Source organism: Leisingera sp. S2M4 (genome assembly GCF_055398055.1).
The window spans coordinates 1,054,520-1,067,968 of sequence record NZ_AP040861.1 but is presented as its reverse complement, the minus strand read 5'-3'; the positions used below and the strand labels follow the sequence as shown (position 1 = coordinate 1,067,968).

15 protein-coding genes are annotated in these 13,449 nt (G+C 66.5%); 6 read left to right on the top strand and 9 right to left on the bottom strand.

The features are described 5' to 3' along the window. Nucleotides 1-524: 524 nt before the first annotated feature. Genes ACZ52D_RS05225 through ubiA form a run of 3 tightly spaced genes read right to left on the bottom strand, consistent with a single transcriptional unit; the run spans nucleotide 525 to nucleotide 3,790 of the window. Nucleotides 525-839 (bottom strand): hypothetical protein, encoded by a 315-nt coding sequence (locus ACZ52D_RS05225; RefSeq protein ID WP_222456363.1) that lies wholly within the window; start codon nucleotides 837-839, stop codon nucleotides 525-527. After that, nucleotides 839-2,767 (bottom strand): OmpA family protein, encoded by a 1,929-nt coding sequence (locus tag ACZ52D_RS05220; protein ID WP_464443117.1) that lies wholly within the window; start codon nucleotides 2,765-2,767, stop codon nucleotides 839-841. Before ACZ52D_RS05220 ends, ACZ52D_RS05225 begins: the two co-directional genes overlap by 1 nt. A gap of 60 nt (nucleotides 2,768-2,827) precedes the next feature. Beyond that, nucleotides 2,828-3,790 carry a 4-hydroxybenzoate octaprenyltransferase gene (gene ubiA / locus ACZ52D_RS05215; protein ID WP_222456361.1) on the bottom strand — a complete coding sequence of 321 codons (963 nt, stop codon included), beginning with the start codon at nucleotides 3,788-3,790 and terminating at the stop codon, nucleotides 2,828-2,830. A 12-nt stretch (nucleotides 3,791-3,802) separates the two neighbouring features. Here ubiA and ACZ52D_RS05210 point away from each other — a divergent pair, with 12 nt between their 5' ends. From ACZ52D_RS05210 to ACZ52D_RS05190, 5 genes are all read left to right on the top strand, one after another. Next, a complete protein-coding gene (locus tag ACZ52D_RS05210) occupies nucleotides 3,803-4,528 on the top strand; it encodes a 16S rRNA (uracil(1498)-N(3))-methyltransferase (protein WP_417475661.1) in 726 nt (241 codons plus the stop codon). Further along, nucleotides 4,528-5,508, top strand: a complete 981-nt coding sequence (locus ACZ52D_RS05205; RefSeq protein WP_464442780.1) for a hypothetical protein — start codon at nucleotides 4,528-4,530, stop codon at nucleotides 5,506-5,508. Before ACZ52D_RS05210 ends, ACZ52D_RS05205 begins: the two co-directional genes overlap by 1 nt. A gap of 137 nt (nucleotides 5,509-5,645) precedes the next feature. Continuing rightward, a complete protein-coding gene (locus ACZ52D_RS05200) occupies nucleotides 5,646-5,828 on the top strand; it encodes a hypothetical protein (protein WP_464442779.1) in 183 nt (60 codons plus the stop codon). Next, entirely contained in the window at nucleotides 5,825-6,352 is a 528-nt protein-coding gene (locus ACZ52D_RS05195; protein ID WP_222456357.1) for a hypothetical protein, read from the top strand. Before ACZ52D_RS05200 ends, ACZ52D_RS05195 begins: the two co-directional genes overlap by 4 nt. 65 nt (nucleotides 6,353-6,417) lie before the next feature. Further along, complete coding sequence (locus tag ACZ52D_RS05190; RefSeq protein WP_464442778.1) at nucleotides 6,418-7,788, top strand: glutamate--cysteine ligase; 1,371 nt, start codon at nucleotides 6,418-6,420, stop codon at nucleotides 7,786-7,788. A 139-nt stretch (nucleotides 7,789-7,927) separates the two neighbouring features. Here the strand turns inward: ACZ52D_RS05190 and ACZ52D_RS05185 are convergent, their stop codons facing one another. From ACZ52D_RS05185 to ACZ52D_RS05160, 6 genes are all read right to left on the bottom strand, one after another. Continuing rightward, nucleotides 7,928-8,401, bottom strand: coding sequence for a YHS domain-containing (seleno)protein (locus ACZ52D_RS05185; protein WP_464442777.1), 474 nt, complete (start codon nucleotides 8,399-8,401; stop codon nucleotides 7,928-7,930). 353 nt (nucleotides 8,402-8,754) lie between these two features. Continuing rightward, a complete protein-coding gene (locus ACZ52D_RS05180) occupies nucleotides 8,755-9,030 on the bottom strand; it encodes a hypothetical protein (RefSeq protein ID WP_464442776.1) in 276 nt (91 codons plus the stop codon). After that, the gene (gene plsY, locus ACZ52D_RS05175) at nucleotides 9,027-9,632 is read right to left on the bottom strand and encodes a glycerol-3-phosphate 1-O-acyltransferase PlsY (RefSeq protein WP_464442775.1); all 606 of its coding nucleotides are present in this window, start codon (nucleotides 9,630-9,632) and stop codon (nucleotides 9,027-9,029) included. The genes ACZ52D_RS05180 and plsY overlap by 4 nt, the downstream gene beginning before the upstream one ends. Beyond that, nucleotides 9,632-10,939: a dihydroorotase gene (pyrC, locus tag ACZ52D_RS05170; RefSeq protein WP_464442774.1), complete on the bottom strand. Its 1,308-nt coding sequence runs from the start codon at nucleotides 10,937-10,939 to the stop codon at nucleotides 9,632-9,634. Before pyrC ends, plsY begins: the two co-directional genes overlap by 1 nt. A 40-nt stretch (nucleotides 10,940-10,979) precedes the next feature. Further along, nucleotides 10,980-11,513 carry a hypothetical protein gene (locus ACZ52D_RS05165; protein ID WP_464442773.1) on the bottom strand — a complete coding sequence of 178 codons (534 nt, stop codon included), beginning with the start codon at nucleotides 11,511-11,513 and terminating at the stop codon, nucleotides 10,980-10,982. A 4-nt stretch (nucleotides 11,514-11,517) separates the two neighbouring features. Then, nucleotides 11,518-12,468: an aspartate carbamoyltransferase catalytic subunit gene (locus tag ACZ52D_RS05160; RefSeq protein ID WP_369928436.1), complete on the bottom strand. Its 951-nt coding sequence runs from the start codon at nucleotides 12,466-12,468 to the stop codon at nucleotides 11,518-11,520. Nucleotides 12,469-12,674: 206 nt separating this feature from the next. On the opposite strand from ACZ52D_RS05160, the gene ACZ52D_RS05155 reads away from it, so the two are divergent. After that, a complete protein-coding gene (locus ACZ52D_RS05155) occupies nucleotides 12,675-13,439 on the top strand; it encodes a uracil-DNA glycosylase (RefSeq protein WP_464442772.1) in 765 nt (254 codons plus the stop codon). The last annotated feature ends 10 nt before the right edge of the window (nucleotides 13,440-13,449 follow it).

Genomic DNA, 13,449 nt, shown 5'->3' with positions numbered 1-13,449 from the left:
GACCACCACTGTTCGTGTAGTCCTGTACCTTGTCAGAGATAAAATCAGTTGAACCAGCTGTGCAGGAATAAAGCGTGCTGATCCAGCGACGAACCTTAACGATCTCTGGTGCAGGCATCTAAGCACCGTTTCGGTCGCCCGAGAGTTCCTCTCGAGTGTCACCGGCTGATATGCTGAATTCGGCGTCTCAGAACGACAAGAGGGGCGGTCCGGCTAATGAACCCGCAGCGACAATCCTACGCAGCATGAAGAGGCCGTAACCGCAACCAGGCGGGCCATGCTGTTGCCGATTTGCAGGGGGCAATAGCGGGCGGCGGCATTCAGCCCCCGTCCATATCGCTGCATCTCTCTGTGACTACAGCAAGCGCAATGCCTGGGGGCATCCGTCGGGCCGCTGCATTAACGCCCACGCCGTGCGCCAGCACGGCGCTATGCCCAAGGCTGCTCGGCCGGTGCTGGCGCATAGCCAGCGCAGGCCGCAGGCGCGGGAGTTCCTCCTTCTGCCTTCGGTCAGCCTCGCCGCCTTACTGCGGCAGCTGGGCGCGCAGCTCTTCGGCCTCGCGTCGGGCCTCGCGCAGGCCGTCCATGGCGGCGCGCAGCTCGGCTTCGGTCTGGGTCAGCTGGTTGGTCAGCTCCGCCTCGCGTTGCTGCAGATAGGTGATCGCCTGGTCACGGGTCTCTTCGGCCTCGTGCAGCTCCTGGCTCATCCGGTCGAGATCTGCCACGTCGCTCTGCCGCACGCGGGTGAAACGGTGCACCAGCCAGTTGGCAAACCAGCCAAGCGCAAAGGCCACAAACAGGATGATCGCGGTGGTGATGATGAACTCTGTCCTGTTCATTACTCTGAGGTCTCCTGTGCGTCTTCGCTTGTGCCGTCCGCGGCGTCTTCATCCGTCTCCGGCGCGTCTTGCGCTTCGGCATCCTCGGACTGTTCACTGTCTGCCTCGGCCTGCGGACCCGTGGGCTGGATCAGTTTGAACTCGATGCGGCGGTTGGCCTCGCGGCCTTCCTCGGTGCCGTTGTCGGCAATCGGGTTGCTCTCGCCGTAGCCCTTGGCGGTGAAGGTCGAGGTGACGATGCGCCGGGCCCGCAATTCGTTCAGCACCGACTGCGCCCGTGCCTGGCTGAGGTTCTGGTTCATCGTCTCGCGCCCCTGGCTGTCAGTGTGGCCCTGAATCTCCAGTCGGACGGGGCCGCAGCGGGCCAGAACCTCGGCAATCCGGTCCATCGTGTCGGCACTGTCGGCCGCGATTGTGGCGGAGCCGGGTTCGAAGGTGATCTTGGTTTCGCTCTGGGCGCTGACCAGCTGGGCCTCGCAGAGCTCCGGCGGGATCGGCTGATCCTTCGGGGCGGGCGGTTCCTCGTAGCTGATGTCGAGGTCGTAGGTCTCCGCCTCGCCGAGCTTGGCCGACAGGAAACGGGCGATCTCGGCCGGAGCATCCTTGCGAAAGCTCATGCCGCGCAGCTCCAGGTTTTCCGGCGTCACGGTGACGGCCCCGCGCTGCAGGTAGGACAGCGCCTCGAGCCCGGCCAGCACCCGTACCGGCCAGTCGGCGGGCAGATCGGCCACCACCCGCGCGGCGCTGTGCACATTGGCAGAGCCGAAGCGGGCCCGTGCATAGCTGTCGACGACCTGGCGCAGGGCGGCGTCGGACAGGCGGCCGCGCAGTTGCACCTGGCCTTCGGGGCTGAGCGTGGCGGTAAACTCCGGCACCCCGTCCGCGTCCTGCGCTTCGGGCACTGGCAGCACCGCATGCAGGGCAAACACCCGGGGCAGGGAGCTTTCCAGCTCACCCACCACATGGTCGAAGCGGGCATTTGGCGTCCCTTCGGCGGCGGCCAGGGTGATGTCGGCATTGGCGATGGTCACCGAACCCGCCCCCAGCTCTGCCAGGGCACCGATGCTCAGCTCTGCGGCCCGCGCCCAATTGGGAGACGGCACGCCCATGCCGATCACGCAGTCGGCGCTGCCGGTCAGCCCGGCCTTGCGGGCGGCGGCCAGGATGCGATCACGGCTTTCTTCGCTCTCGGCGGAGCAGGCATTGAAACTGGCGCCATCCTCGTCCAGCAGAAACCGCAGCGTGAAGGGCGTGATGACAGGGCGCGGCGCCGCGATGTCCAGGGCCAGCCGCAATCCCGGCGGGGCGTTGCGGCCCAGCTGCTCTTCCAGTCGTGCCTTGGCTTCCTCGCTGCCGGAAATCGCGGTGATCGACACCTCGCCCGCCGCCACCGAGATCTTGGCCCGCGGCAGCAGTTTCAGGGCCTCGACCGCGTAGTCCATCGCCTCGGTCCAGCCGTCCGGGATGTCGTATTTGGCAACCTCGAGCAGGTCGGCGACGCTGTCGGGGCCAGCCAGGTCAACCAGCTGGCTGACCAGCGTGCTGCGACCGGACCCGGCGGGGATCAGACCGATGATCGAGATGCCGCCATCGTTACGCAGTATCTCTGCCGAGAACCGCGGCGGGGCAAGGCCATCGGCGGGCGGCACCTCCATCCCGTCCAGGATGCGCGCCGCATCCACCACCGTGCCAACCGTGGATTTCACCGAGAACCGAGTGGCTTCGTCCGGGGCGGTGCCCTCCAGCAGAACCTGCAGGCCATCGGCGGTCACCTCTGCCCAGGTGTACCCTCGCGCATCAAGCGCCCGTCGGACCTCGGTTTCGGTGCCACGTTCGACCGCGGTCACTGCGAACCCGGCGGCGACGAGGCTTAGCCCCGCGGCTGAGGCAAAGGCCAGGACCGGGATGAACAGCTTAGACAGGCGCATATGGCAACAACTTTCCAGTTTGCGTTGAACGCTCATACCGTGCAGGCGGCCGAGGTTCAATCATGCGAACATGGCGATGGTGAAGAAGATGAGCGGAATCAGGCCGGTATCCCGGTTGAGCCGGAACAGCTGCAACAGTCTCGGGTTGTTGTCGGCGTCAAAGATGCGCAATTGCCAGGTCATGTGCCAGCCCATCGCCCAGGGGCCGGCCAGCGCCAGCACCAGCGCCAGCACCGAGGCGCTGGCCTGCATCGCAAGGATGACCGCAAGCGCCATCAGGCAAACGAAGGCCGTAATGAAGCGGCGCAGCCATTTCGGCGTGTCGCTGCCAAACAGCCGGGCGGTGGATTTCACCCCGATCAGCGCATCGTCCTCGGTGTCCTGGTGGGCATAGATGGTGTCGTAGAACAGCGTCCAGGCGATGCCCGCCAGATACAACAGCACCGGCGGCCAGCTCAAGGTGCCGGTATGCGCCACCCAGGCCAGCATCGCGCCCCAGTTGAAGGCCAGCCCCAGGAAGACCTGTGGCCACCAGGTGAAGCGCTTGGCAAACGGGTACACCGCCACCGGCAGGAGCGACAGCACACCCATGGCAATGGCCGCCTGGTTGAAGGTCAGCAGGATGGCAAGCCCGGCTAGGCATTGCAGCCCCATCCAGACCAGCGCACCCCTGACCGTGACCTGGCCGGAGGGGATCGGGCGCGAGCGGGTGCGCTCCACCTTGTCGTCGATGTCACGGTCGGTGATGTCGTTCCAGGTGCAGCCTGCGCCGCGCATCAGCCAGGCACCAGCGGCGCAGCCGACGGCGATCCACAGATCCTGCCAGCGCGGGGTCTGGTCCGCCAGGATCGCCAGCGCCAGTCCCCACCAGCAGGGGATCAGCAAAAGCCAGGTGCCAATCGGCCGGTCGGCGCGGCTGAGGCGCAGATAGGGGCGGCTCCAGCCGGGGGCGTATCTGTCGACCCAGTTTCCCGCGACCGCATCCGCGACCTGACCCTCTGGCGCTGGCTGTTGCCCTTGCATATGTAGGACCTCATGAGTGCAAAAATCAGACTGTATGTAGATCACCCGCTGGGGGCAGGGCAAACGGTTCCTTTGGACCGTGACCAGGCGCATTACCTGTTCGGGGTGATGCGGCAGGCGGCCGGAGCCCATGTGGCCCTGTTCAACGGGCGCGATGGAGAATGGCTGGCCGAAGTCGCCGAAGCCGGAAAACGCGGCGGCACGCTGGCCTGCCTGGAACAGACCAGACCGCTGCAGCTGCCCCCCGACCTGTGGCTGCTGTTTGCGCCGATCAAGAAAGCGCGCACCGACTTCATCGTCGAAAAGGCCGCCGAGATGGGCGCGGCACGGATCCTGCCGGTGCAGACCGATTTCACCAATTCCGAACGCATCCGCCAGGATCGCCTGCAGGCCCACGCGGTCGAGGCCGCCGAGCAATGCGGCGGAACCTACGTGCCGGACGTGGCCGAGTTGCAAAAGCTGTCGCGCCTGCTGGACCACTGGCCTGCCGAACGGCAGTTGATGTTCTGCGACGAGGCCGAGGTCGGCAATGCGCTTCAGCTTGCCGCAGAAACCCGGAAAGGCGCGCCCTGGGCGATCCTGATCGGCCCCGAAGGCGGCTTCTCCGAGGCCGAGCGCAAACGCCTGCATGATCTGCCGCAGTCGCATGTGGTCAGCCTCGGCCCCCGCATCCTGCGTGCCGATACGGCGGCCGTCGCGGCGCTGACCCTGTGGCAGCAGGCGCTGGGGGACTGGTGATGGGGCTGTTGCAGCGTTTGCCGCAGGCAGCCGCACCGAAAGGTGCCGAGCGCCAGATGCAGCGGGTGCAGCGCCAGGCGCTGCTGAAATGGCCGGTCGGGCGCATCAGGCTGGAAAGCCCGCTGAAGATCGCGGCGGAAGCCTCGGTCTTTCGTGGCTACCGTGGGTCGGACCCCGTGGTCGTGAAGAAGTTCTGGGACCGCGGCACCCGTCGCGAGTTCGTGGGCGGCACCGTTCACGCGCTGAAGCGTTTCGACGGGTTGGAGGGGCACAGCGACTACTCCGTGAACAGGTATTTTGCCAGTTCCGGCAATCTCGGCCTTGTGGTGGTGAGTTTCGAGCAAGGCACGCCAGTGGACCAGCTGTTCCGGCAACCTGCGGCGAACCGCTCGGACGTGATCCGGCGCTGCTGCGCATGGCATGACTGGGCCGGGCAGGGTGACGTTGCCGCCACCGCCCTGCCAGCGGATCGGTTCGCCGGTGAAATCCACAACGTGCTTGCCACCTCTGCGGATCACCCTGACGCTGCGCTGCTGGCCGAGCTGGCAGACGAATTGCTGGCTATGCTGGCGGATTTCGGCGAACGCCCCGCTCTCAGAGGGCCGGGTCATCCGGATTTCGCACCGCGCAATCTCATCCTGCGGCCGGATGGGGGTGTCGCCGCGATTGATATTCATCGCGGCGGAACCTTCTTCAGATCCCGGCAGGCGGCTATTTTCCTGGTCTCCAAGGACTTCCAGGGCAGGAAGTTGGAGAGTGAATTCATCTACGGGCTGGACGAAGCCGAGATGCGGCAGTTTCTCGCATACGGCAATGCGCCCGAGGAGGAGGTCGAGAATTTTTTCATCTTCTTTGTCGGTCTGACATTCCTCCGGATGTACTCCAAGAAGACCAAACGCGTGCGCCGCATGCGGATGCGCCGCGCAAGGATCGAGGCCTACCTCAAGGATCTGCGTCAGGGCAGGAAGATCCTGCCGTGAGGTCGGCGCCGTCAAAAACCTGCTCTGCACGGCTCGCGTCATCGCCGGGACCGGGCCGGGCCGGTGAAGCCAGAGCAGCGCCGCAATTCCGGCCCCGGAAGGAAACCACCTGCCCCCTTGACCTTGCCCGTCACGCAGTGGCGCCGCATCTGGCCGAAGCCCGGACCCGCGGAGAGCAGCAGAAGGTTCTGTTCGCGGCCGACGCCGCCGCGCGCGCCTACTGCGCCAAGGGATTCCAGTCGGGAGGAACCTATGGTTTGCTGTTGTTTGATGCCGCACAGACACTGTGTATCTCTGCGCAGTCGCAGGAGGAGCCATGACTTTCATCCGACCTGAAGCCCGCGCCACCCTGTGGCAATGGCGCGAGGTCATCGGCGCCGCGCTGATGACCCTTCTCGGCCTGAAGTGGGCGTTCACCTCGTTTGGATTTACCGCCATTACCGGCTGGGCGCTGATCGCCACCGGCCTGGTCACCGCTGTCATCGGCGCCCAGCGGATGCGCTTCCGGCGCGGCACGGGCGGCCCCGGCGTGGTGCAGGTGGACGAGGGCCAGATCGCCTATTTCGGGCCGCTCACCGGCGGCGCGGTGGCGGCTTCGGAGCTGGAGCGGCTGGCGCTGGACAAATCCGCCCGCCCGCCACACTGGGTGCTGGAACAGCCCGGCCAACCACCGCTGGCGATCCCGGTTAACGCCGAAGGATCGGATGCGCTGTTCGACGTCTTTGCGGCGCTGCCCGGTCTCAGGACCGAGCGGATGCTGAGCGAATTGCGCAAGGGCGGCCCTCACCAGGTCGTGATCTGGGAGCGTGTCCCGAGCCGACCGGAACATCAGCGGCTGCATTGACACCGGGTGCGATTCCGCTCACCACTGACCCTTCATGACAGACCTAACAGGACGGAGTGCCAGGCATGTCCATTCCCCAGTCCGGCGGCGGGCCGATCGAACGCCACGAACAGCTTGCCGAATACCTCGCTGCGGGCTGCAAGCCCAAGGATGCCTGGCGCATCGGCACCGAGCACGAGAAGTTCGGCTATTGCAAGGATACGCTCAAACCGCTGCCCTATGCGGGTGAGCGGTCGATTCTGGCGGTGCTGGAGGGTTTGCGCGACGGTCACGGCTGGGATCCGCTGGTCGAGGGCGACAACCTCATCGGCCTGACCAAGGATGGCGCCAACATCAGCCTTGAGCCGGGCGGCCAGCTGGAGCTGTCGGGCGCGCCGCTGGAAACCATCCACGAGACCTGCGACGAGGTGAATGGCCATCTGCGCGACGTGAAGGACATCGCCGACAAGATCGGCGTCGGCTTCATCGGCCTCGGCGCGGCACCGGTCTGGCGGCACGAGGACATGCCGCTGATGCCCAAGGGCCGCTACAAGCTGATGGACAGCTACATGCAAGAGGTCGGCACCATGGGCACCACCATGATGCGCCGCACCTGCACCGTGCAGGTGAACCTCGACTTCTCTTCCGAGGCCGACATGGTGCAGAAGATGCGCGTGGCGCTGGCGCTGCAGCCGGTGGCCAATGCGCTGTTCGCCAATTCACCCTTCCTGGACGGCAAGCCGAACGGGGTGAAATCCACCCGCGGGCTGGTCTGGCGCAACCTGGACGCGGCGCGCACCGGCATGCTGCCCTTTGTCTTCGACGAGGGCTTCGGGTTCGAGGCCTGGGTGCAATACGCGCTGGATGTGCCGATGTATTTTGTCTACCGCAACGGCGAATACATCAACGCGCTGGGCATGTCGTTCCGCGACTTCCTCAAGGGCGAGCTGCCGGCGCTGCCGGGCGAGACTCCGACCCTCAGCGACTGGGCCGACCATCTGACCACCATCTTCCCCGAGGCGCGGGTGAAGAAATTCATCGAGATGCGCGGCGCCGACGGCGGCCCCTGGCGCCGCCTTTGCGCGCTGCCCGCGTTCTGGGTCGGCCTCACCTACGACCAGTCCGCGCTGGACGCTGCCTGGGACCTGGTCAAGGGCTGGGACGCCGAAACCCGCGAAGAATTGCGCGCCGCCGCATCCGAACACGGCCTGCAGGCGCAGGTCGGCGGCATCAACATGCATGAGCTGGCCCGCGAAGTGGTGGCGATCTCCGAAAGCGGCCTGAAGGCGCGTGCGCGTCCCGGCGCCGGTGGCCTGGTCCCGGATGAGACCCATTTCCTGAACGCGCTGAAGGACAGCCTGGAAAGCGGCAAGGTGCCCGCGGATGAGCTTCTGGAGCGCTACAACGGCGCATGGGGCGGGGACCTGAGCCGGATCTACGGCGAATTTGCCTATTGATCAGCGGCTTGCCGCACAATGCGCAACGAACGGGGCTGCGTCGATGACGCGGCCCTTTTTCGTGTCAGCAGCCCCCGCATGAAAAAGTCGGCGGCAGGTCGCCCTGCCGCCGACGGTTCCGGCTGAGTGGTGCAGGTGTTTACTGCTGCAGCTCTTCCGGCGACTTTTCGGCGATGTCGGTCCAGTTGGCGTCGGCGTTCTGGATAAAGCCGGGAATGTCGCCCTCCCAACGCTCCTGAATGTCCTCGGACAGGTTCAGGTACAGGGTGTTGTCGACGATCTTCCAGTGGTTCGGGTCGCCGTCGAACTTGAAGCCCATAGCGGTGCCGAAGGCGCAATAGCCGCCATAGGCCGGCACATAGGCCTCGGGGTTCTTCTCAAATGCCGCCTTGTGCTCTTCCGAGGCAAAGCGGTAGGTCGCGTCATTGTAAATCGAGGTGATCTTGTAGCTGCCCTTGGTCGGGGCGCCATCGGTGAAATATGCAACCGGATCATAGCCCTGCATCGCCAGCCCGGTGGAGGAGGCGTTGATCTCCACGCCGGCCGCCAGCGCCGAGGTTGCCATGGCCACCGACAGGGCCACACCGCTGAGGAGCGCTTTTACCTTGTTCATTGTTCCGTCCTTTTGAAAATCCGCCGGGGGCTGAAAATACCTGCCCCGGCCAGAGGGTCACATGTTCTGTTGTTTGTGCCGCGCATCAGTGCGGGTCACGCAACCGAAGTGGGGCATCGGGCGATCACGTTCAAAACAACTCAAATTGTCTGTGCAGCGGCGCGGCTGGCCTGTGCGCACCTGCGCACACGCGGGCGTGAAGGCAGGGAGATCGCGGTCCAAGAACTCGTCGGCAGCGGCCCCCGGATCGGCGAGGTGAACCGCGTCAAGCGGGGGCAGCCACCGGTGCTCCATGTGCTGAAGCCCAGTAGAAAGGTGCAGGGCATTTGGGCCTATGGCCGCGTGGCCGCGGCTCAGCCCGTGACGCGCAGGGCGAGGACGAAGCGGATCACCTTTTGCTCCGGCATCTCGCAGGGCTTCAGCCGCGCGCCGCTGGCCAGCCGGTAGAGGTTCAGGCTGATGTAATCCTTGCCGCCCAGCTCATGCGCGACCAGTTTCTGCGCCTTGCCATCGGCCATATCCTGACGGCTGACCCGGTATCTGCGGCCCTCGGCGGTGCCGGTGAAACTTCCCAGCGGCAGCGCATCAAAGGCGGCAAGGAATGCCGCCAGCCCGCCGCCGGGGGTCATTTTTGGCCGATTTTCGGCTCGGTTCCGGTGCGCAGCCGGTTGATGTTGGCGGAATGGCGGATGAATACCACCGCCGCCAGTACCGCCGCCAGCAGTGCCACCGACTGGTAGCCCAGCAGGATCGACCAGACCACCGCAAGCGCCGCCGCGACCAGCGCGCTGAGCGAGGAAATCCGGCTGATCAGCGCAGTCGCAAGCCAGCTCAGGCAGCAGGCCACGCCCACCGGCCAGGCCAGCGCCAGCATCAGGCCCAGGAAGGTGGCCACGCCCTTGCCGCCCTTGAACCCCAGCCAGACCGGGAAACAATGGCCGAGAAAGGCGGCAAGCCCCGCGGCCTGCGCCGCATCCTCGCCCGCCAGCGCCCGCGCCAGCAGCACCGCGACCGCGCCCTTGCCGCCGTCCAGCAGCAAGGTCAGCGCCGCCGCCGTCTTGCTGCCGGTGCGCAGCACATTGGTGGTGCCGATATTGCCGGAGCCGATCTGGCGCAGGTTGCCGAGGCCGAACAGCCGGGTGACCACCATGCCGAACGGCACCGAGCCAAGGCCGTAGCCGATCAGCGCCCACAGCATCAGCGTGGCGGCAGAGCTTTCGATAACGGGCATCAGTCCCTCCGGTAGACGGCTTCACCCGCCACAAATGTTGCCTCGACGCGGCCCTGCATGCGCTGGCCGTCATAAGGGGTGTTCTGCGATTTCGAACGCAGTTTGAACCGGTCCAGCACAAACGGCACATCGGCGTCGAACAGCACCAGATCGGCAGGCGCGTCGACGGCCAGGCGGCCGCTGTCCAGCCCCAGCCGCCTGGCCGGGTTCAGGGCCATGGCGCGGAACAGGGTGGGCAGATCCAGCAGCTCGGCATGGTACAGCCGCAGCGCGGCCGGCAGCAGGGTTTCCAGCGCCACCGCCCCGGCGGCGGCTTCCTCGAACGGCAGGCGCTTGCTTTCCTCGTCCTGCGGCGTGTGCATCGAGGAAATGATGTCGATCAGCCCCGTGCGTACCGCCTCGACCACCGCCAGCCGGTCGTCCTCGGCCCGCAGCGGGGGCTTTACCTTGAAGAAGCTGCGATAGCCCGCCACGTCCAGCTCGTTCAGCGTCAGATGGTGGATCGAGGTGCCCGCGGTGATGTCCAGCCCGTTGGCCTTGGCGCGCTCCAGCGCGGGCAGGGCGCGGGCGGTGGTGATCTGGTCGGCGTGGTACTTCGCGCCGGTCATCTCCAGCAGGGCGATGTCGCGGTCCAGCCCCATGCGTTCGGCCATCGGCGACACCGCGGGCAGGCCATACAGCGCGGCGAACTTGCCGCTGGTGGCAGCGGCGCCGCGGCTCAGCACCGGCTCCTGCGGGTGGGCAATCACCAGCGCCCCGCAAGAGCGCGCATAGGCCAGCGCCCGCTGGAACACCTTGGTGTCGGTGACCACGTGGTCGCAGTCGGAAAAGGCCACCGCGCCGGCATCCATCAGAAAGCCGATCTCGGTCATCTCGCGCCCCTCGCGCCCCTTTGTCAGGGCCGCCATCGGCAGCACTTTCACCGGCGTGTCGGCCTGGGCGCGGCGGGTGACGAACTCCAGCGTCTCCGGGCTGTCGATCGCGGGGGCGGTGTCAGGCCGGGTGACGATGGCGGTGACCCCGCCCGCCGCCGCCGCGAGGCCCGCGGTCTTGTAGCTTTCCTTGTGCCGCTCGCCCGGCTCGCAGACCTTGACGCCGATATCCACGATCCCCGGCGCCAGGCACTTGCCGCCGCAGTCCTGCACGGTCACGTCTTCGGCGCGCAGGCCCTGCGCCGCCAGCAGCGCCGCCGGGTCAGAGGCCGCATCGACCGCGGCGATGCGGCCGTTGCGGACCAGCAGCTGGCCCGGCGCATCGGTGCCGCCTTCGGGATCAATCAGGCGGGCATTGGTGAAGAGAGTGGTCATGTGCGTACCTTGACTGAATTTCTGGAGATCCGGTGCGCCGTCACGTCGCCAGCGCCCAGACCAGGAGGGCGATCAGGATCATGCCGATTGCGAACAGCGTTGCGCCGATGCGCTGCGCCTTGGCGCGCGCTTCGCGCGGCGGCAGCGGCGGGGCCGAGTTGGGCTTGGCGCTTTCGGCGGTCAGCGGGGCGCCGCTCCAGTCGGTGGCGCGCTCGCCGTAGCTGCCGATCAGGGTGATCTGGCTGGCCGGTGTCAGCCGGGTTTCGCGCCCGTCAAAGGCGCGCGAGCGGATCAGCAGCACATGGCCGTCCAGCGCGTCCAGCCTGTCACGGTCGGCCTCGATCTGCTCGGACGGCACTCCCAGCCCTTCGCGCAGGTAGCCTGCGAGGCCGATGTCTTCCAGATCGCTGACCGGGAAGATCTCGACCTGCTCCAGGTCGATGTCTTCAATTCCCAGCACCTGCGCCAGCGCGCCGGGCTCCTTGAGGAACATCGCCTGCTCGGGGCGCATGTCCAGCGCAAACAGCCGCACGACGCCGCGCTCGCCTGCCGGGATATGGATTACGTCGGTCATGAGATCACCCCGCTTTTGCCTGGCGCTCCGCCCGCAGGTTGCGCGCCAGAAGGTCCATTGCCGCCATCCGCACCGCAACGCCCATTTCCACCTGCTCCTGGATGACCGAGCGGTTGATGTCATCGGCGAGCGTGCCGTCGATCTCGACGCCGCGGTTCATCGGGCCGGGGTGCATGACGATGGCATCGGGCTTGGCCAGCGCCAGCTTCTCGGCGTCGAGGCCATAGCGGTGATAGTACTCGCGCTCGGAGGGGATGAAGCCGCCGTCCATCCGCTCTTTCTGCAGCCGCAGCATCATCACCACGTCGACATCCTTCAGACCTTCGCGCATGTCGTCATAGATCTCGGCGCCGAACTCGGCGAACTGGCCGGGCACCAGCGTCGGCGGGCCGATCAGCCGGATGCGGTTTTCCATCTTGCCCAGAAGGATCAGGTTCGACCGCGCCACGCGGGAATGCGCAATGTCGCCGCAGATCGCGATGTTCAGCCGGTGCAGGCGCCCCTTCGAGCGGCGGATGGTCAGCGCGTCCAGCAACGCCTGTGTCGGGTGCTCATGCTTGCCGTCGCCGGCGTTGAGCACCGCGCAGTTTACCTTCTGCGCCAACAGATCCACCGCGCCGGAATGCGGATGGCGCACCACCAAAAGATCCGGGTGCATCGCGTTCAGCGTCATCGCGGTGTCGATCAGCGTCTCGCCCTTCTTGATCGAGGAGGCCTGCATCGCCATGTTCATCACATCCGCGCCCAGCCGTTTTCCCGCCAGTTCGAACGAGGCCTGGGTGCGGGTGGAATTCTCGAAGAACATGTTGATCTGGGTCAGCCCCGCCAGCACGTCGGAGTGCTTTTCCGGGCGGCGGTTCAGCGCCACGTATTCGTCGGCAAGATCGAGAATCGCGGTGATTTCATGCGGCTTCAGCGGCTCGATGCCAAGCAGGTGGCGGTGTTCAAAGGACATGGGGGCAGCTCCGCGTGATTTGCGGCTTGTTATAGGCGGGGCGGCTGCGTGCGGCAAGCGCTGCGGCAGTTTGCGCCGCGCGCGCAGGCGAGGGGCCGGCCCCTCGCGCTCCCCGGAGTATTTCCAAAAAGGTGAAGGGCTTGAAAGTTGGGGCGAGGGGTCCGAGAGGTGTTCCGCTCGGGGGCGGGGCGGAGTAGCTTGGGCCTATGGAATCGGCATTGGATTACTGGAGCGCCCGGGCGCTGTTGGAGTGGCAGGTGGAGCTTGGCGCCACCGATGCCCTGTGCGAGGCGCCAGTGGATCGCTACACGCTGGAGGACCCGGCGCCGAAGCCCAAGCCCGGGGCGGCCCCGGCGCCGCCGCCCAAGCCCAAGGAAGTCGACCCGGTCGAGGAGGCGCGCAAGGCGGCGCGCGCTGCCGAAAGCCTGGCCGCCCTGCGCGCGGCGATGGAGGCCTTCAGCCATTGCGAATTGAAACTCGGCGCCCGCAACTTGGTCTTCTCTGCTGGTGCGCCGGGGGCGCGGGTGATGCTTATCGGGGATGCGCCCAACCGCGAGGAGGATCGTTCGGGCCTGCCGTTCGCGGGGCAGGCGGGGGCGCTTCTGGAACGGATGCTGGCGGCCATTGATCTTGAACGTGACGCCCAGGTCTACATGACCAATGTGCTGCCATGGCGCCCGCCTCAGGGGCGCGACCCGACGGCTGCGGAGATCGCCATGCTGACACCGTTTCTGGAGCGGCATGTGGCGCTGGCGGAGCCGGAGGTGCTGGTGCTGATGGGCAATGTCGCCTGTCAGGCGGTGCTTGGCAAACGGGGGCTGTCCCGGCTGCGTGGCAAGTGGGAGCAGGCGTGGGGCAAGCCCGTCGTACCCATGTACCATCCGGCGGACCTGTTGCGCCAGCCACGTCAGAAGCGGTTGGCATGGGCGGATCTGCTGGCGCTTCGCGCCCGGCTGGATGCCGTCAGCTGATCTCGGGGGG

Bases quoted from the DNA above. Each gene is read 5' to 3' on its own strand.
- ACZ52D_RS05190 (WP_464442778.1), top strand. From the start codon at position 6,418: ATGTCCATTCCCCAGTCCGGCGGCGGGCCGATCGAACGCCACGAACAG.
- ACZ52D_RS05165 (WP_464442773.1), bottom strand. From the start codon at position 11,513: ATGACCGACGTAATCCATATCCCGGCAGGCGAGCGCGGCGTCGTGCGG.
- ACZ52D_RS05185 (WP_464442777.1), bottom strand. From the start codon at position 8,401: ATGAACAAGGTAAAAGCGCTCCTCAGCGGTGTGGCCCTGTCGGTGGCC.
- ACZ52D_RS05155 (WP_464442772.1), top strand. From the start codon at position 12,675: ATGGAATCGGCATTGGATTACTGGAGCGCCCGGGCGCTGTTGGAGTGG.
- pyrC (WP_464442774.1), bottom strand. From the start codon at position 10,939: ATGACCACTCTCTTCACCAATGCCCGCCTGATTGATCCCGAAGGCGGC.
- ACZ52D_RS05205 (WP_464442780.1), top strand. From the start codon at position 4,528: ATGGGGCTGTTGCAGCGTTTGCCGCAGGCAGCCGCACCGAAAGGTGCC.
- ACZ52D_RS05180 (WP_464442776.1), bottom strand. From the start codon at position 9,030: ATGACCCCCGGCGGCGGGCTGGCGGCATTCCTTGCCGCCTTTGATGCG.
- ACZ52D_RS05195 (WP_222456357.1), top strand. From the start codon at position 5,825: ATGACTTTCATCCGACCTGAAGCCCGCGCCACCCTGTGGCAATGGCGC.
- ACZ52D_RS05220 (WP_464443117.1), bottom strand. From the start codon at position 2,767: ATGCGCCTGTCTAAGCTGTTCATCCCGGTCCTGGCCTTTGCCTCAGCC.
- ubiA (WP_222456361.1), bottom strand. From the start codon at position 3,790: ATGCAAGGGCAACAGCCAGCGCCAGAGGGTCAGGTCGCGGATGCGGTC.
- ACZ52D_RS05210 (WP_417475661.1), top strand. From the start codon at position 3,803: ATGAGTGCAAAAATCAGACTGTATGTAGATCACCCGCTGGGGGCAGGG.
- ACZ52D_RS05160 (WP_369928436.1), bottom strand. From the start codon at position 12,468: ATGTCCTTTGAACACCGCCACCTGCTTGGCATCGAGCCGCTGAAGCCG.
- plsY (WP_464442775.1), bottom strand. From the start codon at position 9,632: ATGCCCGTTATCGAAAGCTCTGCCGCCACGCTGATGCTGTGGGCGCTG.
- ACZ52D_RS05225 (WP_222456363.1), bottom strand. From the start codon at position 839: ATGAACAGGACAGAGTTCATCATCACCACCGCGATCATCCTGTTTGTG.